Origin of the sequence: Streptomyces coeruleorubidus (assembly GCF_028885415.1) — a bacterium.
Lineage (GTDB): Bacteria > Actinomycetota > Actinomycetes > Streptomycetales > Streptomycetaceae > Streptomyces > Streptomyces coeruleorubidus_A.
Genome location: NZ_CP118527.1, coordinates 1,036,923 through 1,056,156 on the forward strand (window position 1 = coordinate 1,036,923; position 19,234 = coordinate 1,056,156).

At 71.6% G+C, this 19,234-nt stretch carries 12 protein-coding genes; 3 read left to right on the top strand and 9 right to left on the bottom strand.

The window, feature by feature from the left end; genetic code table 11:
• Positions 1-13 precede the first annotated feature (13 nt).
• The 9 genes from PV963_RS04920 to PV963_RS04960 form a co-directional block, all read right to left on the bottom strand.
• The gene (locus PV963_RS04920) at positions 14-1,942 is read right to left on the bottom strand and encodes a DUF2264 domain-containing protein (RefSeq protein ID WP_274814312.1); all 1,929 of its coding nucleotides are present in this window, start codon (positions 1,940-1,942) and stop codon (positions 14-16) included.
• Between the two features lie 22 nt (positions 1,943-1,964).
• The gene (locus tag PV963_RS04925; RefSeq protein WP_425540873.1) at positions 1,965-3,032 is read right to left on the bottom strand and encodes a LacI family DNA-binding transcriptional regulator; all 1,068 of its coding nucleotides are present in this window, start codon (positions 3,030-3,032) and stop codon (positions 1,965-1,967) included.
• Positions 3,033-3,063: 31 nt separating this feature from the next.
• On the bottom strand, positions 3,064-4,713 hold the full coding sequence (locus tag PV963_RS04930) for an extracellular solute-binding protein (protein ID WP_274814313.1): 1,650 nt from the start codon (positions 4,711-4,713) through the stop codon (positions 3,064-3,066).
• A gap of 17 nt (positions 4,714-4,730) precedes the next feature.
• Positions 4,731-5,618 (bottom strand): carbohydrate ABC transporter permease, encoded by an 888-nt coding sequence (locus PV963_RS04935; RefSeq protein ID WP_274814314.1) that lies wholly within the window; start codon positions 5,616-5,618, stop codon positions 4,731-4,733.
• Complete coding sequence (locus PV963_RS04940; protein WP_274821940.1) at positions 5,615-6,469, bottom strand: ABC transporter permease; 855 nt, start codon at positions 6,467-6,469, stop codon at positions 5,615-5,617. Before PV963_RS04940 ends, PV963_RS04935 begins: the two co-directional genes overlap by 4 nt.
• A gap of 202 nt (positions 6,470-6,671) precedes the next feature.
• Complete coding sequence (gene efeB, locus PV963_RS04945) at positions 6,672-7,955, bottom strand: iron uptake transporter deferrochelatase/peroxidase subunit (protein WP_274821941.1); 1,284 nt, start codon at positions 7,953-7,955, stop codon at positions 6,672-6,674.
• Positions 7,956-8,005: 50 nt separating this feature from the next.
• Positions 8,006-10,093 (bottom strand): iron uptake transporter permease EfeU, encoded by a 2,088-nt coding sequence (gene efeU / locus PV963_RS04950; protein ID WP_274814315.1) that lies wholly within the window; start codon positions 10,091-10,093, stop codon positions 8,006-8,008.
• A 186-nt stretch (positions 10,094-10,279) separates the two neighbouring features.
• Positions 10,280-10,828, bottom strand: a complete 549-nt coding sequence (locus PV963_RS04955) for a GNAT family N-acetyltransferase (RefSeq protein ID WP_274821942.1) — start codon at positions 10,826-10,828, stop codon at positions 10,280-10,282.
• Positions 10,829-10,922: 94 nt separating this feature from the next.
• Complete coding sequence (locus tag PV963_RS04960) at positions 10,923-15,320, bottom strand: hypothetical protein (RefSeq protein ID WP_274814316.1); 4,398 nt, start codon at positions 15,318-15,320, stop codon at positions 10,923-10,925.
• 244 nt (positions 15,321-15,564) lie between these two features.
• On the opposite strand from PV963_RS04960, the gene PV963_RS04965 reads away from it, so the two are divergent.
• The 3 genes from PV963_RS04965 (at position 15,565) to PV963_RS04975 (ending at position 19,078) form a co-directional block, all read left to right on the top strand.
• A complete protein-coding gene (locus tag PV963_RS04965) occupies positions 15,565-15,828 on the top strand; it encodes a hypothetical protein (RefSeq protein WP_274814317.1) in 264 nt (87 codons plus the stop codon).
• 375 nt (positions 15,829-16,203) lie between these two features.
• The gene (locus tag PV963_RS04970; protein ID WP_274814318.1) at positions 16,204-17,310 is read left to right on the top strand and encodes a GDSL-type esterase/lipase family protein; all 1,107 of its coding nucleotides are present in this window, start codon (positions 16,204-16,206) and stop codon (positions 17,308-17,310) included.
• A gap of 133 nt (positions 17,311-17,443) precedes the next feature.
• Positions 17,444-19,078, top strand: a complete 1,635-nt coding sequence (locus PV963_RS04975; RefSeq protein ID WP_274814319.1) for a cellulase family glycosylhydrolase — start codon at positions 17,444-17,446, stop codon at positions 19,076-19,078.
• Positions 19,079-19,234 lie beyond the last annotated feature (156 nt).

Consider the following 19,234-nt stretch of genomic DNA (forward strand, 5'->3'; position numbering starts at 1 on the left):
CCCACGGCGTTTCTCAGGGCACCGACTCCCGTGTGCCGTCGGGGAAGCGGATCTCCACACTCCCGTCGGCTCCTGCCCACGCCCGGGCCCCGTCGACCAGGGCGTGCACCACCGGGTCGGCACTGAGCACGACCAGCGTCACCATCAGGCGCGTACCACCGGGGTGGGACGGCAGCGTCAGGAACGGCGTCGCCGAGTGGTGCCCGTACGCATTGCCACCCACAGCCGCTACGACCGCTCCCTCGTCGTCGCTCCATCCGTGCAGGCCGACGAGCGTGCTGGTCAGGCCGTCCGAGCGCCGGGCCAGTGCCCAGCCGGGGCCGGTCCGGGCGGCCGGTGACGCGGAGTCGTCGGCGACGGCCCAGCCGCCCTCGCGCACGGGCGTGCCGGGGGGCGCGTCGACGCGGTGCACCCGGACCTCCCAGGGGCCGTGCACCACGCTGACCGTCTCGATGCGGTGCCCTTCACTGTCGCCCGGGAGCAGGGCCCGGTGCCAGGAGGCGGCCCGGGAGCCCTCGACTCCGAGGGGGTGTATGCGCCCGCGGGGGGTGGGTGTGCCGTCGGGGGCGAGCAGGGCGATGTGGTTGTCGGGGCCCACCCGCGGTGCCGGTGGTGTCTCGGGGGCCGTGGCGCTGGAGTAGGCGAAGCGGGCGTAGTGCGGGCTGTCCTCGGCCGTTGCCGGCGGGGGCGGCAGTCGGTCACTGCCGTGGTTGACGAGGCGGACGATCCCGTCGGCGGCGGTGGAGTGCAACAGCCAGCCCGGGGCCGGTAACGCGAGGTGCACGTCGGCCGTCTCCGCCGGGCCGGGTTCCTCGGGCGCCGTCCACACGGGGTGGTCGGCGGGCAGGAGCAGGCCGAGGAAGGCCTTGCTCGCCCAGTACGGGGAGGCCGGGCCCGAGTACCGCTGGGTGACGGGGAGGAAGGGCCCGTACCAGCCGAGCGTGAGCAGCCCGTGCTCGTCGGGCACGCCGCGCTCGGCGAAGTGCTTCAGCGCGCCGGAGGCCAGGCGGCGGGTGCGGCCGGGCGGCAGCGGGGTGGCGTCGACGAGGACACCCGCCCACAGCGGGGCCGCCGTCGCGAACCGGTAGGTGAGGGAGCGGCCCTGGTGGACCGGCGCGCCGTCGGCGCCGAAGAAGTGCTGGTGGTCGTGGAGGAACGACCGCAGGCGCCTTTGGTGTTCCGCCACCAGCCGCAGATCGGCGCGCGGTCCGGCGATCCGGGCCCACAGGACCGGATACAGGTGCAGGGCCCAGGCGTTGTAGTAGTCGAACTTGCGGCCGTCGCCGTCGGTGTACCAGCCGTCCTCCCGGTACCAGTCCTCCAGGCGTGCGAGGCCGGCGTCGATCTCGCTGCGGCTGTGCGGGGCGCCGACGGAGGCAAGGAACTCCTCGGTGATGACCTGGAACAGCCGCCAGTTGGAGTCGTTGACCACGGCTCCGACGAAACCGCCCAGCCAGTCGGCGACCCGCTGCCGCACCCGGTCGTCGAGCCGGTCCCAGATCCAGGGGCGGGTCTCGTGCAGGGCGATCGCGAGGGACGCGGCCTCGACCATGGGCTGGGACCGGTCGGTGATGGGCGGCCAGCGGTCGGGACCGCGCGGGTCGGTGCCGGCCGCGAGCCCGGCCGCGTACCGCTCGATCAGGCCGGGCACGCCCTGCCCGCCCGAACCGGCGATGCGGAACGCGGCCAGCAGGAAGGAGCGGGCGAAGCCCTCCAGTCCGTCCGACCAGGGCCCGGAGTGGCTGGGCGGGCCGGGCAGCCGGTACTGGGCCAGGCCCGGCGAGGCGTAGGGCTTCAGGGCCTCGAGGAGGCGGTCGGCGATGGCCTCCCAGTGGGCGCGGGTCCAGCCGGTGAGGGGCGAGGTCAGCGGGTCGGGGGGTGGCAGGTGGGGCAGGTTGGGCAGGTGCGTCGGGTCGGGGAGCGACACGTGCGGCGCGCTCATGCGGGTGCGGTCCCTCCGTTGGTCACAGGGCGCGCCCGGGCGGGGGCGCGCCGACGCTGTCGCGTACGACGATGTGGGTGCCGAGCAGATGGTGGGCCCCGGCGGCGTGCTCGGGGTCGCGCAGCGCGATGCGCACGGCGGCGCGGCCGAGTTCCTCCGCGGGCGTGCGGACGGTGGTGAGGGGCGGGTTGAAGTCCTCGGCGAGCGGGATGTCGTTGTAGCCGACGACGGAGATGTCGCCGGGGACGCCGAGTCCGGTGTCGGCGATGGCGCGCAGGGCGCCGGCGGCGACCATGTCGTCCCCGGCGAAGACCGCGGTGAACTCCCGTGCTGACTTGAGGAGTTCGGTCATCGCGCGATGGCCGGCGGCCCGGCCGAGGCCGCAGTCGACGACGTGTGCGGCCTCGGGCGGGAGCCCGTGCTCGGCGAGGGCGGCCCGGTAGCCGGCGACGCGGGCGTCGAGGGCGGTGTTGCCGGGCAGTCCGCCGAGGAAGACGATCCTGCGGTGGCCTGCCGACAGCAGATGGGCGGTGATGGCGCGGGCCCCGGCCTCGTTGTCGAACTCGACGACGAGCGCGGGGATCTCCGGGTCGGGCGCGGGCCGGCCGCAGAGCACCAGCCGGGCTCCGGAGGAGTCGAGTGCGTGGGCGTAGTGGGCGACGCGTTCCCGGTAGGCGTCGTCCTCGACGACTCCGCCGACCAGGATCACCAGCCGGGCGCCCTCCTCCCGCATGAGCTGCACGAACTCCATCTCGCGCTGTGCGTCGCCGCCGGTGGCGCCGACCACGCAGAGCCAGCCGCGGTCGGCGGCCTCCGCCTCCACGCCCTCGGCGACCTGGGCGTAGAAGGGGCTGGTGACCTGGCGGACCACGACGGCGGCCATCTTGCGGCCGCCGCCGACCAGGGCGCGGGCGTGCGCGTTGGCCACGTAGTCGAGGTCGCGGGCCGCGCGCAGCACCCGGGCCCGGGTCGCCGGGGGCACCGGGTGGTTGCCGCTGAGCGCGCGGGAGGCGGTGGCCGTCGACACGCCCGCCCGCTCGGCGACCTCGCGGATCGTGACCCGTCCCTTGGACACCATGTCGTTCCCCATCCCCCGCATCCCCTCTTCCGCCCACCGCTGTTCAGGTGTTGGCCGCGTAGTCCTTCGCGTACTCCTCGGCCATTCTGTCGCCGCCCCGGCTCCGCCACTTCTTCACCGCCGCGTCCCATTCGGTCAGCGGCAGCCGTCCGGCGATGATGCCGGTGACGGTGTCGTCCAGGAACGTCTTGAGGGTGGCGCCCTGGGAGTTGTTCGTCGCGGACTGGAGCCCGAAGGAGGCGTCGCGGATGGCGTGCGGCACGACCTCGCGCTGCCAGGCGTGCAGGGCGCGCACGGCGTCGGGCATGCCGGGCACGAACAGCACCTGGGGGCCTTCGGCGAGGTACTTCAGCGGCAGGTTGGTGTTGTTCTCCACCTCGCCGAGCTTGGTGAACTCGGGCGAGCCGTCCTTGCCACGGGTGAAGTGCACGCCCTCGACGCCGTAGTGGACGAGTTCCCACTCCTGACTGCCGAAGGGTGCGGCGAGGTAGTCGAGGATGCGCAGCAGCAGTTCGATGCGCTCCTTCCTGGCCTTCTTCAGGACGGTGTAGCCGAAGGAGCGGCGGGCGGCGACGATGGCGCCGGGCTCGCCGCCGACGCTGTACGGCAGGGCCGCGGCGGGGCTCATCTTGCCCTTGGACTCCCGGTACTTGGGCAGGTAGGCGCCGAACCCGTCCTGCATGGAGCCGACGGTGCCGTTGTAGTAGAGGGTCGTCAGGTCGATCTGGGAGATGGACGTGGCGTCGGGGTGGTAGGAGCCGTTCTTGCGCAGCTGGGTCTGGAAGGCGATCGACGCCTTGTAGCGTTCGTCGGCCCAGGCCGGCAGGAAGGTGCCGTCCTTGGTGACGGCCCAGCGCTGGGGCGCGTTGTGGGCGGCGGAGTGGAAGGCGTTGCCGAACAGGGAGCCGTTGGCGGCGCCGAGCATGTATGTCTTCCCGCGGGTTCCCCGCCTGGCCACGGCGGTGAAGTCCTCGGCGGTCCAGCCCTCCTTCATGCCCGCGTCGGCGAACATGTCCTGGTTGATCCAGAGGGTGGAGCCGGGCAGCGGGCGCTCCAGCGGGATGCCGTAGATGCGGCCCCCGATGCGGCCCATGTCGCGCCAGGCGTGGGTGGGGATGCCCGCGAGGTTGGGGTAGTCGGCGATCGCGTCGCCCGACAGGTACGGCGTGAGGTCCTGGGCGCGGCGCTGCACGAACTGCGCCTCGCGGGGCAGGGTGAAGCCGGCGAACATGTTGATGATGTCGGGCAGGGCGTCGGCGTCGCCGGCCATGACCGTCGCCATCTTCTTCTGGTAGTCGGCCTGCGAGATGATCGTGTACTCGATCTTCACGCCGAGGGCCTTCTCCACGGCCGCCCAGAAGCGGTTCTGCGAGGCGGGCTTGGGCGGGGTGCCGAAGGAGACGGTCATGACGCGGACGGTGGAGCCGTCGCCCGGGGTGCGGGAGACCGACTTGACCAGGTCGGACGGGTAGGCGGTGTAGCCGGCCTGGACACCTGCGTCGGTGGGGGCCAGGTCGGGCTCGGGCCCGGCGGCGGGCCGGTAGGCCGGCCAGGGGGCGAGCTTCTTGCCGGCGTTGGAGACGTCGCTGTCGCCGGAGTCCGAGGAGCACGCGGTCAGCAGACCGGGGACGGAGACGGCGGCGCCGCCCACCGCCATGGAGCGCAGGAGGGTGCGTCGGGACATGCGGGGCATGGGTGAACCACCTCGTGTCAGCTCTTGATGGCGCCGGTGAGCACGCCCTTGGTGAAGTACTTCTGCAGGAACGGGTAGACGAGCAGGATCGGTACGGTGGCGATCACGAGCACCGCCATCTGCACGGTCTGCGGAGCGGTGACGGTGGCCTCGCCGGTGGTCGCGTCGGTGAGTCCGGCACCGGCCACCACATAGGTGCGCAGCACCTGCTGGAGCGGCCAGTGGTCGCTCTCCAGGTAGAGCGAGGCGTAGAACCAGGAGTTCCAGTAGGCGACGGCGTAGAACAGGCCGACGACGGCGAGCGCGGCCTTGGACAGCGGCAGCACCACCGACACCAGCACCCGCCAGTCCCCCGCCCCGTCCAGCCGGGCCGCCTCGTACAGCTCCTCGGGGACCGACTGGAAGAAGCCGCGCAGGACGACCAGGTTGAACACGTTGACCAGGACGGGGAGCACGAGCGAGGCGTACGAGTCGAGCAGGCCGAGTTCCTTGACGAGCAGGAAGCTCGGGATCATGCCGGGCGGGAAGAGGAACGTGAACAGCACCAGCAGCAGGACCGGTTTGCCGCCGAAGACGCCCGGACGGGACAGCGCGTAGGCCAGGGTCACCGTGCAGGCGAGGCTGAGCAGGGTGCCGACGATCGTCACGCCCGCGCTGACGCCGAGGGCGTGGGTGACGATGCCGCCGTCGAAGATGTCGCGGTAGGCGTCGAGCGTGGGCTCGCTGGGCCACAGCACCCAGCCGCCGTTGTCGACGACCTCCTGGGTGGACGCCAGCGAGGTCGACACGATCACCAGGAACGGCACGCACACCAGCAGCACGACCGCGGCGAGGGCGAGGGCCTTCGCGGCCTGGGTGAGCGGCCGGGGCTTCTCCATCCAGCCGGGCCGGGCGGACGCGCTCACTTGTAGACCCCCTGTTCGCCGAGGCGGTGGGCCACCTTGTTGGCGGCGTAGACGAGGAGGGCGCCGACGACACCCTTGAACAGGCCCGCGGCGGCCGCGAATCCGTAGTCGCCGCCGACGATGCCCTGGTAGTAGACGAAGGTGTCGATGACCTCGGCGGTCTCCGGCCCGACCGCGTCGCGTTGCAGCAGCATCTGCTCGAAGCCGACGGAGAGGATGTCGCCGAGCCGCATGATGAGCAGCAGCACGATCACCGGGCGGATGGCGGGCAGGGTGACGTGCCAGAAGCGCCGCCAGGGTCCGGCGCCGTCGATGGCGGCGGCCTCGTACTGCTGCTCGTCGACCTGGGCGAGCGCGGCGAGGAAGATGATCGTGCCCCAGCCGGCGTCCTTCCAGATGACCTGGGCGACGACGAGCGGCTTGAACGCGTCCGGGTTGCCGATGATGTCGACGGTGTGCAGACCGGCCCCGCTCAGGCCGCTGTTGAGCAGGCCGGTGTCCCCCAGCACCTGCTGGAAGAGCGCGACGACGATCACCCACGAGATGAAGTGCGGCAGATACGCCACCGACTGCACGAACCGGCGTACCGAGCTCCAGGTGAGGGTGTGCAGCAGCAGGGCGAGGCCGAGCGGCACCGGGAAGTAGAACACCAGCTGGAGGACCGAGATCCAGAGGGTGTTGAGGACCGAGTCCCAGAACGCCGCGTCCTCGAACATTCGCTGGAAGTTGCCGAGGCCCACCCAGGGGCTGCCCCACAGGCCGTCGAACGGCACGTACTCCTTGAACGCGATGACGTTGCCGGCGAGTGCGCCGTAGTGGAACAGCAGGAAGTAGGCGGCACCGGGGAGCATGAGCAGGAACAACGTCCGGCTCTGAAAACCTTTACGCTGGCGCTTCACCCCATCGGGATCGCGTCCGCCCGGACTCACTCCCTTCGTACCTGCACGTTCCCGTAAGGCAGTTGCCACGGCTCCCCCTCACCTCGGCCTGTCCGGTGAAGGGAAGTTAAAACGTTTGCACGGCGCGGTCAACACTTCTGACACACACGGGACTTCACGCCGAGAGCAGTCCCCGGCCGAACCAGTCCGAGGACGAGCGCACGCCGGGCAGGGCGAAGAAGTAGCCGCCGCCGGTCGGGGAGATGTAGTCCACGAGGGGTTCGTCGATCAGCCGGGTCTGCGTGGCCTCGAACTGGCGCCGCACGTCCTGCTGGTAGCAGCAGAAGACCAGACCCATGTCGAGGTTGCCGACGCTGTCGACGCCACGGTCGTAGTTGTAACCCCGGCGCAGGATACGGGAGTTGTCGGTCGCCGTGGTGCGCGGGTTCGCGAGGCGGATGTGGGCGTCGAGCGGGATGGCCGCGCCGTGCGGGTCCTTGGCGTAGTTCGGGCTGTCGGTCTCCTTGGCGCCGTCCAGCGGCGCACCGGTGTCCTTGCGCCGGCCGAACATCTGCTCCTGCTCGGTCAGTGACACCCGGTCCCAGAACTCCACCAGCATCCGGATGATCCGGACGACCTGGTAACTGCCCCCGGTGGCCCAGCCGGGTTCGCCCTGCCCGTCGCCGACCCACACCAGGTGGTCCATCTCCCGGGCCGACGCGACGTCCGGGTTGACTATGCCGTCCTTGAAGCCCAGCAGGTTGCGCTGGGTGCCGCTGGGCCGCGGCACGTTCTGGAAGCCGTCGACACGCCACCGGATCTGCATCGCGCCCCGGGTGTGCTTGGCGATGTCGCGCAGTGCGTGCAGCACGGTGTCCTGCCGGGCCGCGCAGATCTGGAGGGACAGGTCGCCGTGGCACTCGGCGGGGTTCAGGTTGTCGTTGGGGAAGGTCCGCATGGGCGTGAGCCGGCGCGGCTTGGCCTCGGCGAGTCCGTAGCGGTCGTCGAAGAGGGAGGCACCGACGCCGACGGTCACGGTGAGCGCGTCGGCCGGGACGACCGGGCCGAGGATGCCGTTGTCCGAGGGCGGGGCACCGACACCCGGGTCGGTGAGGGTGCCACCGGCGGTGAGGAAACGGGCCCGCTGGGTCAGGGTCCGCAGCAGGTCGGCCAGTTCCGCGCGGTCGCCGGCGATGACGTCGAAGGAGACGAAGGCGGCGGCCTTCTGCTGGGGGGTGAGGATTCCGGCCTGGTGGGTGCCGTGGAAGGGCACGGCGGCGGTCGTCTCCTCGGCCGCTTGGGCCGCTTGGGCCGTGCCACTGCCGGTCTCGGCGAGCGCCATGCCTCCCCCGGCGAGAACCGCGCCCGCCGCTCCGGCGCCCAGGGCCGTCTTGACGAAGGAACGGCGGCCGTCGTGGGCGGGGCAGCCCGGTGGAGGCGTGTCAGCGGACGACGGCATGGGGACGTTCCCTTCGGCGTGTTCGACGTGGTGGTGACGGCGGCCGTTGCTCACGCGGACTTCCTGATCTCCAGCAGGTCCGGCACCGGCGACAGGTCTTCCAGGAGCTGCCCCATGGCCCCGTCGATCCGGGCCTTCGCGGTCCGGTCGAGCCGGTCGACGGGGGTCCAGCGGCCGTCGCGGTGCTCGGCGTCGAGCAGCGCCTGGAGGCGCGCGATGTCAGCGTCGGCGGTGGGCAGCAGGTGCGGGGCCCGGGTTGCGATCAACGGCCGGAGTACGGCGAGCAGTTCACGTGTTCCGGCGAGGTTGGCGTCGGCCGTGGCCAGTCCGGTGCCGCTGCCCTGGTCGGTGTCGCCGGTCAGCTCGAACTGGAGGGTGTTCTCCAGGATCTCGTGGGCGCGCAGGGGCAGGTCGGAGGCGTCGAAGTCCTGATGCGGGAAGGCCCTGCGCAGCCCGGCGGTGTCGTCGGCGAGTCGGCGCACCGGGCCTTTGAGCTGGTCCGCCGACTGGCCGTGCCACAGCCCGTACTCGATCCGCTGGAAGCCGGTGAAGTCCTTGTCGTGGACCCCGCCCGGCAGACCGTCGGGCCGGCCGTTGATCTTCTGGTCGAAGTCCTCGAAGGTGCCGTAGGCGGCGCCGAGGGAAGCGTAGGTGCGGTGCGCGGTCAGCCAGTCGGCGCGTGCCGTGTCCAGGCGCCCGGCGCGGATGTCGTCGCTGAGCTTCCGGGTCTCGGTGACAAGGGTGGCCAGGCCCCGGTTCACGTACGCCTTGTACGCCCGCAGCGGCCCCGCGAGATCCTGCTCGGAGACGGGCACGACGGCCCCGGCACCGGCGGCACCGCCGACCCGGACCGCCTTGGAGGTGACGGCCTTGCCGTCGGCGGGCACACAGCGCCAGGCGTACGTACCGCCCGCCACGGTGGCGACGAGGTCCCGGGTGGTACCGGGGGCCAGGCCCTCGATCTCGCCGTAGACCGCGTTGGTGGCCGGGTCGATGAGGTACACCTCGGACGTCTGGTCACCGGTGTTGCGCATCTGGAAGGTCTGCCGCCCCGGCTCGGGCGCGGTGAAGCCCTGACCGCAGTCCTTCTCGGAGACGGCGACCGTCTCGCCCCCGGCGGGCTTGGGATGTGCCAGGGCGACGACGAGCCCGGCCAGGATGGCAGGCACGGCGACCACGGCGACGGGGATGAGCCAGGCGGGGCGGTGGGGGGTGGGCTGGGGCGATGGGGCCTTCGCGGGCCGGGGCTGTGTCGCGGGCGCGGGCCCGGATGGGGCCGGTGTCGCGGGCGCGGGCCGTGTCGGGCTCGGGCTCAGGGCCGGGGCAACTCCCCGCACTCCCCTCACGAACAGCGCCATCACCACGCCGAGATACCCGACGTACCCCGCCACCTGAAGCCACGTCATAGTCGGCGTCAGATTGAGCACGCCCTGGAGCAGGGTGCTGTACCAGGACCCTGCGTCGACGCTGCCGCTCAGGTCGACGGCGTAGGCCGTCCCGCCGGGCAGGAGCCCACCCTCCTGGAGGTCGCGCAGCCCGTAGCCGAGCACGCCCGCGGCGATCACGATGAGGACGGTGCCGGTGGCGGTGAAGAAGCGGGTGAGGTTGATGGAGAGCACCCGGCGGTAGAGCCCCCAGCACAGCACCGCCGCGAGAACGAGCCCGATGCCCGCTCCCGTCGGCGGCCCGGCCGACTCGTCCGCCGCGCGGGCCGTGGTCCACAGGAACAGGGCGGTTTCCAGGCCCTCGCGCCCCACCGCCAGGAAGGAGGTGAGGACCAGTACACCGGCGCCCATGGTCAGGGCCTCGGTGACCTTCTCCTTGATCTCTCCGGCCAGGCTGCGGGCCGAGCGGCGCATCCAGAACACCATCGCCGTCACGAAGGCGACGGCCACAAGACTCAGCGTGCCGCCGAAGGCTTCCTGGGCGGCGGTGGACAGGGACGCGGCGGTGAACGTGAGGACCGCGCCGAAGCTCATCGAGAGCGCGATCGCGGCCAGTACGCCGGTCCACACCTGCGGCAGACGGGACTTGGCGCCCGCCCGCACGAGGGTGGCGACCAGCACGGAGACGATGAGGCCGGCTTCCAGCCCTTCCCTCAGTCCGATCAGGAAGCTCGGAAACGCGTCGTCCCACATGTGCTGCGGCCCTCCCGGCCCTCCGCCCCGGCCCACCCCGCAAGCGAGTTAGCCAAGGCATGCCTTACCGACGCCGACCATCATGACCTCGACTCTCTGGGCATCCGGTCATGAATGCCTCATGGCACGGCAAAAGTCCGGAGTCCGAAATCCGCAGCCGGGTCCAGCGGAGGGCGCTGGGCCACCTCAACCGGACGGCGTGGCCGAGGACCACACGCCGAACCACTGCTCGGCGCCGAATTCCTCGAACCGCTCCACCTCGGCGAACCCCAGCTTCGCCGCGAGGCGCATCGAGCGCTCGTTGGCGGTCTGGGTGCAGAGCACCACCGGCTCGCCGGGAAGCGCGTCGGCGAACCAGTCGAGTGCCGCCGCGCACGCCTCGGCGGCGTACCCGCATCCCCACGCCTGAGACAGGAACAGGTAACCGAGCTCGGCCTCTCCGCCATCCGGATGGACACGACCCGGGCGTTCCGCGTCGCGCCGGTCGAGCCTGACCGTGCCGATCATCGCTCCGTCGAGATCGATCACAAACAGGCCAGCGCGCCGCCCGGGCACATCGGGCACCGCGCGTTCGAGCTCATCCCGCGGTCGAGAGCCACCGAGGTAGGTGCGCACCTCCGGCGATGCGAACAACTCGATGAACGCCGCACGGTCCCGGGCCTCGGACCCGCGGAGCACGAGCCGTTCGGTCCTTATGGGGGCAGGCGGCCAGGCGACGGGTCCTAATCCAGTCATGGCGGGCAACCTACCGTGCCTCGTCGTCCGGGTGCGCGATGACGCCGAGCAGGCCGGGTGGCACGGCTTCCTCCCGTGGGGGTGCCGCCGGACCTCACCGGTCGAGGGTGCCCTCCGCGTACTCCCGGTCGTCGGCGCCGGGCAGTGCCTCGGGCCAGGCGGGGTCGGTGAGCGGGGTCCGGCGGTGTCGTACGGCCGAGTCGCGGAGCTGCATGGTGGCCTGGGCGAGATAGGGGCTGTCCGCGAGCCACCGGAGCGCGTCGTCGCGCACGGGGTCGTGGCGGCGCAGGGCCACGGCCAGGTCGAGGACGTTGAGGAGCATGCGCTCCGGGCCCCCCGACAGACCCCGTACGAGTCGTTCGAGGTCGGCGTGGCCCGTGGCGCGGACCAGGTGTCTGAGGGGGTGCGGCCAGCGGTGCACCATGCTCTTGACGTGATGGCCCTCGTGCTTGCCCTGCTGCGCCGTCCTGGCGGCGACCAGGGTGGTCAGGGTGACCGCGGCGGAGGCGTCCACCAGACACAGGCGCTCCACGAGGAAGCCCGTGGTGGAGATCAAGGTCGTCGTGTCGGCGGCGCGGACGGCCTCCGTGGCCATCTCGATCGTGTGCGCGCGTTCGACCGCGTCGCCGATGGGTGCGAAGCGGCACAGGCAGTGGAATCGCAGCGCGGCGGCGATGGGTGCGCGGCCGAACTGGGGGTGGCCGGCGGGAAGCTGGGCGATCGCCGCCAGCGCGGCGTCCAACTTGTCCCAGCCGTCCTCGCCCGCCGGTCCGGCGAGTTCACTGACGCCGTGGGCGTTCCACCGGGCCAGGATCTCCAGGCCTGACCGCCACTGCGTCGGGTTGAGGTACTCGGTCAGCAGGTCGGCCTGTGCGGTGAGGGACGGCCGCTCGGCAGCTCGCATCCAGACCAGGTCTCCCCACAGCCGGAGCGCCGCCTTCCTGGTCTTGTCGTCGGGGAAGGTCTGTTGCCCGGTCCACAGCCGTTCGCACCAGTCGGCCAGTTCGGGACCGTGGCGCATCAGCAGGGTGTGGGCGATGTCGACGTGGGGATGGTCGGCGGCCTGACTGACCAGCTTGGCCAGCCAGGGAATGTCGGCCAGAGCAACTTCCTCGTCCAGGGCGTGCGCCACGAGGTCGGGGTGGGCCGGGGCGTGGTCGCGCAGAGAGGCGTGCAGGATGGAGTTGACCGCGTTGCGCTCCGGCTTGCCCCAGGTGCCGCCGTCGCCGTAGGACGGCCAGTCGTTGGCCCCGCGGGACAGTTGTCGGGTGCGCTCCTGTTCCAGGGCCCGCCATCGTCGTAGGGCCTTCGACTCCCGCCCGCGACCGGTGGTGTCGGTGGCCGCCATCGGCGCGAGGAGGCGGGTGGCACTGTCACGCACGAGGAACACGCGCTCGAGACGGGCCGGTCGCCAGCCTGTGCCTCCGCCCCACGCGTCCTTGACGACTTCCCGGATCTCGGCGGCGGGCAGGGGGTGCAGGCCGCCGGCGGCGAAACGGGCCGCGCGGTGCGGGCGCGTGCCTGGTGCCCGCTTGCACATTTGCTTCAGCTGCCGCGCGCACCAGTCCCGAGCGGAGCGGGTCCCGGGCTCGTCGCCCGGTGAGCGGAGCAGTTCGGGCAGCAGGGTCTCCGCGACGTCGTCGATCTGGTCGCTGTCCCCGCAGCGTGCCACGGCATGGTCCAGGAACTCGGGTACACCGCTCTCGGCGGTGCGAAGGCGGGCGCCGAGAGCGGCTACGCGCGCCCGGATCCGCATCTGCGGGCCGCTGAAGACACCGCCGACGCCCACGAGTTGGTCGAACACGGTGTTGGGCGGCGCATCAGCGAGGGTCTCGGCCCAATGGGCGGCGAGCAGGACATGGGCCTCCTGCTGCTCGCGCTCCTCGCTCTCGTAGCTCTCGCCGTCGGCGTCCTGACCGGGGCCCGCCAGCACGGCGCCGAAGGCGGTCCCGGCCTTGCGGACGAACGCCGCGGGGCGGTTCTGGCGGCGGATCCGGTCCGGATTGCCGAGCTTCTCCGCCAGCACGGCGCCACGCTCGATGAGCGCGCCCCAGCCGCTGAGGTGGCGGTGGGCGCTGATGGGCGGGATGCACTGCCACAGCCAGCGCGCGGAACGGTGGTGCTCGGCGAGATCCAGCAGCTCGGCCATACGCGCGGCAGCCCAGTCCGGCTCGGCCGAAGCCATCGCCGTGACGAGGCGCACGGCGTGGTTGCCGTGGCTGGTGGCCTCCTGCACGGACAGGCCCAGCAGCCAGGACCACAGGCAGGTCTGCGCAGGGCAGCAGCCCCGTGACGCGCCTGCGCCGGGTGCGCGGTCGACGCACTCCTGGGGACGGATGCACAGGTCCCGCAGCAGGTCCCTGACCGCAGTTGCTGCTCCTCTTCCGTCGTCCTGCCCGTCCATGCCCGCGAATCGGCACAGCAGGTCAAGTGCCCTGCGCCGAACCTTTGGAAGCCGATGGCGCTGGAGGATGACGAAGAGGTCCTCGGTGACGCGCCGGGGGTCGGTGTGGTGGCGAGTGGGCAGCAGCTCCATCATGGTGGTGACGAGGGCGAGCGGCGCCTCTGGCAGGAAACGGTGCACCGTCACCTTGACCGCGTGCGGCACGGAGGGCAGCAGGGCGTAGGCCCGCAGGGCGGTGAACTGGAGGTAGTGGTTGTCGCTGGTGACGAGCCGCTTGATGAGGTCGGCGGCCGCCGGGCGGGCCGCCCGTTCGTCCCGGACGCCCTGCACGATCGCCTGCTCCGCGATCACGGAACGCAGGAAGTCGTCCGGGGTGGCCTCCAGCCGCCGGCCCAGCTGTTCGAAGATCTCCGGCTGCTGACGGGCGTTCACCAGGGAGACCAGGCAGCGCCCGGCCGCGTACTCGTACAGCGTCTGGTGGAAGAAGCGGGTGCTCGAACCGCCATGGCCGCCGCTGCCGGTCAGGACGTTGCGGCGGTGCAGGGCGGTCAGAGCGGCGGGGGCGGTGACGGGCAGCGGGCGCGGGGCCGCGGTGCCGAGCAGCCGGACAGCGTGCGCCGAGGCGACAGCGACACCGCCGTCACGAAGCATGATCCTCGCCACGCCCTCGGCCGCCGGTGACAAATCGTAGGCGTCGACGATGCCGGGGCTGCCGTGGCGCTGGTCGCCGACCACGCGTTTCGTCCAGTAGGCGTCGTACAGGCCTGCGGCGTCGATCTCCGCGGTGGGTACCTGGGGGGCGTAGACCTCGAACAGCATGCGCAGGGTCAGTGGCCGGGCCACGACCTCCCGCATCGGCAGACCACGGACGGCGGCGCCGATGACCGCGTCGTACGCCTCGCGGCGGCGTGCCACTGTCTGACCGCGGTAGTAGTGCGCGCAGTACGCGTCGACGGCGTGTTCGGCCTCTCCGCCGAAGCGGAAGTCGCCCAGCTCCTGTACGGCGGACGGTGTCGTGCCGAGGACGTCGTACAGGAGGTCCTGGTCACGGGTGCGGCAGGAGATCACCAGCGGCACCCCGTGCTCCACGCAGCAGTCGACCAGCTCGCGGCACACGGCCCGCCCGTGGTCGTCGGTCAGCAGCACGTCCGCGCTGTCGAGGAGGACGATCACCGAGGCGCGGTACGCCGGCTGGTGCAGCAGCCGGTCGAAGAGGGTCAGCAGGTCCGTCGTCTCGCGGGGCAGCAGCAGGTCGTCGGCGCGGGGCAGCAGCAGGTCGTCGGCGCGGAGCAGCAGCGGCTGACAGTGCACGCGCGGTTCGCCGCCCCGGGTCTCGCCGTCCTCTCCGTCCTGAGGGTCCGGAAGGAAACAGCGACCGGTGAGCCGCGTGGTGAGGTTCCACAGCAGGCTGGTCTTACCGGTGCCGGGTTCGCCCAGCACGAGTTCCACGCGGGGCGCCCGGTTCGCTCTGGCCAGGCCGGTGAGCAGTCTCCGGGCGAGACGCTCCTCACAGCCTCGCGTGATGTAGACCTGGCTCAGGCTGACGTCGGCTTCGTCATCAAGCCGGTCGGCCGCTCCCAGCGCCGCCGAACTGGCCGCCTCCAGTTCCTCCTTGCCTGCCCAGCCGCCGCCACCCGAGGTGCGGGACGCCGGCAGCATCTGGCCGACCTTCTTCAGCTCGCCGGGCAGGGAGCCCGAGATGTAGCCGCGGAAGGGTGGTTCTGCGCACAGGTGGGCCACGGCTTCGACGAGTGCCTGACGGTCACTGCCCAGTTCCGCGTCCGGTCGTTCGAGTTCCGCGTACAGCCGCTGGAACGTCACGGGGTGGACGACCGTCATCCGTCCGAGCAGCCGGGGCTGACCATTCCGTTCACGGGCCTCGCGGTCCTTCCTGAGCTGTAGGCGGACCAGTTCCCGCCAGGCGTCCGACGCCTGTTGCTCGTCCAGTTGCTGCTTGGTGCGCAACAGCAGCAGCTGATGGCCGATCAGTTCCTTCAGCAGCTGTGCCGCCCTGACGCCGGGTGCGGTGCCGGGGCCGGTATCCCGGCCGGCCGACCGCGGTGTACGCCGTGTGCCCCCTGATGCCATCGAGCCCCCCATGCGATTCGGAACGCCAGGGTAGAGCAGCGTAGCCGTCGCGCGGCGCCACCCCGTTTGCGCTGGACCTCGATCTCATTCGGTCCTCACCGCCCTGACCGGCGGGTTTCCCTTCTCCCCAGGAGTTCACCCCGGTTCGCTTCGCCCGTCGCGATGCCCTCAGCAACATCGGACGCACGCCGGCTTCCACCGGGGTGTGGCCACGCCTCGCCGATCGACACCTGGTGAGGTACTCATGTTCCGTCCGTTCCGATCCGTTCTCTCCGCGTGCGCGGGGGCCCTCCGTCAACTCACCGTCTGCAGCTCGCCGCTGCCGTCCGCTCTGCGCCGCCTACTGGACCACGTTCCGGCCCTTGCCGAGCTGTGGGCTCACCCCGTCGCCAAGCTGGTGACGGACTTCCTGCTGGACAAGGGCTTCCGGCTCACCGTGCTCGTCGTCGCCTCCCTGGTCCGGGCACGCGTCCAGGCCTGGTACGCGCGCCTGAGGCACAGGAACTGACACCCACGGGCCGGGCCGCAGCACGAGGAGGGCTCCGCCTCGACGCCGGGTACGAAGCGGAGCCTGCCGGCTGCGGGTCGTACGCGGTCGCCCTCCGGTTCCTGGAGGTACACCGCGAACCGGGCACCGGTCGGGGCGTCGGTGGGTCGAGCGGCTCACCTGCCGGTGATCCCGGCACGGCCGTCCAGTCCATCAACACCTGGCAGCAGAGGGGCTCCCGGCGGACAGCGCGGCGCACGAGCCGGACGAGATCGTCCCGGCCGGGGACATCGACACCGGCATCAGCGCGAGATGCCCCGCACCCCTTGACGCGTCAATGACAACAATGGCTTGATGCATGGGAGCGCTCCCACCTCACCCAGGGAAGGGATCACCATGCGCAGACCCCGCCGCTCGTCCTCGCGCTTACGCATCATCCCGGTGCTCGGCCTCCTCGCCGCGCTGCTCCTCCCCCTCGGCCTCACCTTCGCGCCCCGGGCCACCGCCGCACCGGCGGCCGACCCCGTCCGCGTCATGCCGCTCGGCGACTCGATCACCGGCTCGCCCGGCTGCTGGCGGGCGGTGCTCTGGAACCGGCTGCTGAACAGCGGGTACACGGACATCGACTTCGTCGGCACCCTCCCGCCGCAGGGCTGCGGACAGGCGCACGACGGCGACAACGAGGGACACGGCGGTGAGCTCGTGGCCAATGTGGCCGACCAGAACCTGCTGCCGGGGCGGCTCGCGGCCACACGCCCGGACATCGTTGTCATGCACTTCGGCACGAACGACGTGTGGAGCAGCATCACCCCCGACCGCATCCTCGCCGCCTACACCAAGCTCGTGACGCAGATGAGGGCCTCGAATCCCGACATGCGGATCCTCGTCGCGCAGCTCATCCCCCTGAACCCGAGCAGTTGTACGCCCTGTGCGCAGCGCGTCGTCGACTTCAACGCGCGGATCCCCGACTGGGCCCGGGCGACCAGTACCGAACGCTCCCCGATCACCGTGGTCGACCAGTGGACGGGCTTCAGCACCGCCACGGACACCTACGACGGGGTGCACCCCAACGCCTCCGGTGACGACAAGATCGCCGCACGCTGGTTCCCGGCCCTGGCGGCGGTCCTCGACGCGGGCGTCCCGCAGGACCCGGGCAACCCGGGCGGCCCGGAGGAACCCGCGGCCTGCACGGCGCGCTTCCGAGCCGTCTCCACATGGCAGGGCGGCTACCAGGCAGAGGTGACCGTGACGAACACGTCCGCCTCCGCCGCCACGGGCTGGACCGCGACCGTCGTACCGGCGAACGGCACGCGCATCAACCAGGTCTGGAACGGCACCCTCACCACGGCCGCGGACGGCACGGCCACCGTCACGAACGCGGCGTGGAACGGCGCGTTGGCGCCCGGCGCGAGCGCCACGTTCGGTTTCGTCGCCACCGCCCCGGCAACGGCGGGCGCCCCGGCGGCGACCGTCACGTGCACGGCGAAGAGTTCCGCAGCCTGACACCCGGCACGGACCAGGACCGGCCCCGGTCCCGGTCCCAGTCGCGGCAGCACACTCGCCGCTCCCTCCCCATGACTGGAACGCGACCCGGAACAGGCCTCACACCCCACCCATCCCCACCTCTGGAGCCGCCATGAGACCCCGCACAGCCCCCACCCCGCGCGTGGCCACCGTGGCCGTCGCCCTCCTCGGCCTCCTGTTCTCCTTCCTCTCCCTCGGCACACCGGCGCACGCCGCCCCCACCGGCTTCCGTATCGACAACGGCCGGCTGCTGGAGGCGTCCGGGAACGACTTCGTGATGCGCGGCGTCAACCACGCCCACACCTGGTTCCCGGACCGGATCAGCTCCCTCGCGCACATCAAGGCCAAGGGCGCCAACACCGTCCGCGTGGTCCTCTCCAGCGGTGACCGCTGGACCCGCAACGACACCGCCGACGTGGCGAACGTGGTCTCCCAGTGCAAGCAGAACCGGCTGATCTGTGTGCTGGAGGTGCACGACACCACCGGGTACGGCGAACAGAGCGGAGCCGTCACGCTCGCCCGCGCCGCCGACTACTGGATCAGCGTGCAGAGCGCGCTGACCGGTCAGGAGGACTACGTCATCGTCAACATCGGCAACGAGCCGCACGGCAACACCGGCTACACGGCATGGACGGCCGACACCAAGGCGGCGATCCAGAAGCTCCGCACCGCCGGGTTCGACCACACGATCATGGTCGACGCGCCCAACTGGGGCCAGGACTGGGCGTTCACCATGCGGGACAACGCCGCCTCGGTCTTCGCCGCCGACCCGGACGCCAACACGATCTTCTCGATCCACATGTACGGCGTCTTCGACACCGCCGCCGAGATCACCGACTATCTGAACCGCTTCGTCACGGCGAAACTCCCCATCGTCGTCGGCGAGTTCGGCCACGACCACTCGGACGGCAACCCCGACGAGGACACCATCCTGGCCGTCGCCCAGCAACTCCGCCTGGGCTACCTCGGCTGGTCCTGGAGCGGCAACGGCGGCGGCGTCGAGTACCTGGACATGGTCACGAACTTCGACCCGAACCAGCTCACCAGCTGGGGCCGGCGGCTCTTCAACGGCGCGAACGGCATCGCCGCCACCGCCGAGGAGGCCGCGATCTACTCCTCCGGCAGCGGCGACACCACTCCCCCGACGGCCCCCGGCACCCCGAGCGCCTCCGGGGTGACCTCCTCGTCCGCCACCCTGACCTGGTCCGCCGCCAGCGACGCGACGGGCGTCACCGGCTACGACGTCGTCCGGGTCAGCGGCGGCAGCGAGACGGTCGCCACCACCACGGCCAGGACCTCCGCCACCCTCACCGGCCTGTCCCCCGCCACCTCCTACACCTTCGCCGTGTACGCCCGTGACGCCGCCGGCAACCGTTCGCCCCGCTCGGCCACGGTGACGTTCACGACCTCCTCCGGCGGCTCAACGGCGACCTGCGGCGTCGGCTACCGGGTGACCAGCAGCTGGCCCGGCGGATTCCAGGGCGAGATCACCGTGCGCAACACCGGCACCTCGGCGATCAACGGCTGGACACTGCGCTGGACCTTCCCGGACAGCCAGCGCATCACCAACCTCTGGGGCGGCACGGCGACGCAGAGCGGCTCAGAGGTCAGCGTCGCGGCAGCCTCGTACACCGCGACGATCCCCCCGGCGGGTTCGGTCACCCTCGGCTTCACGGCCACCCGGGCGACGGCGAACCCCAACCCGACGACGTTCACGCTGAACGGCGCCGCCTGCTCGGTGAGCTGACCGGGCGGTGTGCGACGGTGCCGGCGCGCTCCCCAGCAGGCGCGCCGGCACCGTCCCCCTCCAGCACGGCCGCATCATCCCCGTGCGTGTGATTCGCGCAACATCCACACCGGAGAGCGGTTTACTCCGCCCCGCAGTGGTCAGGCGGCGGGGATG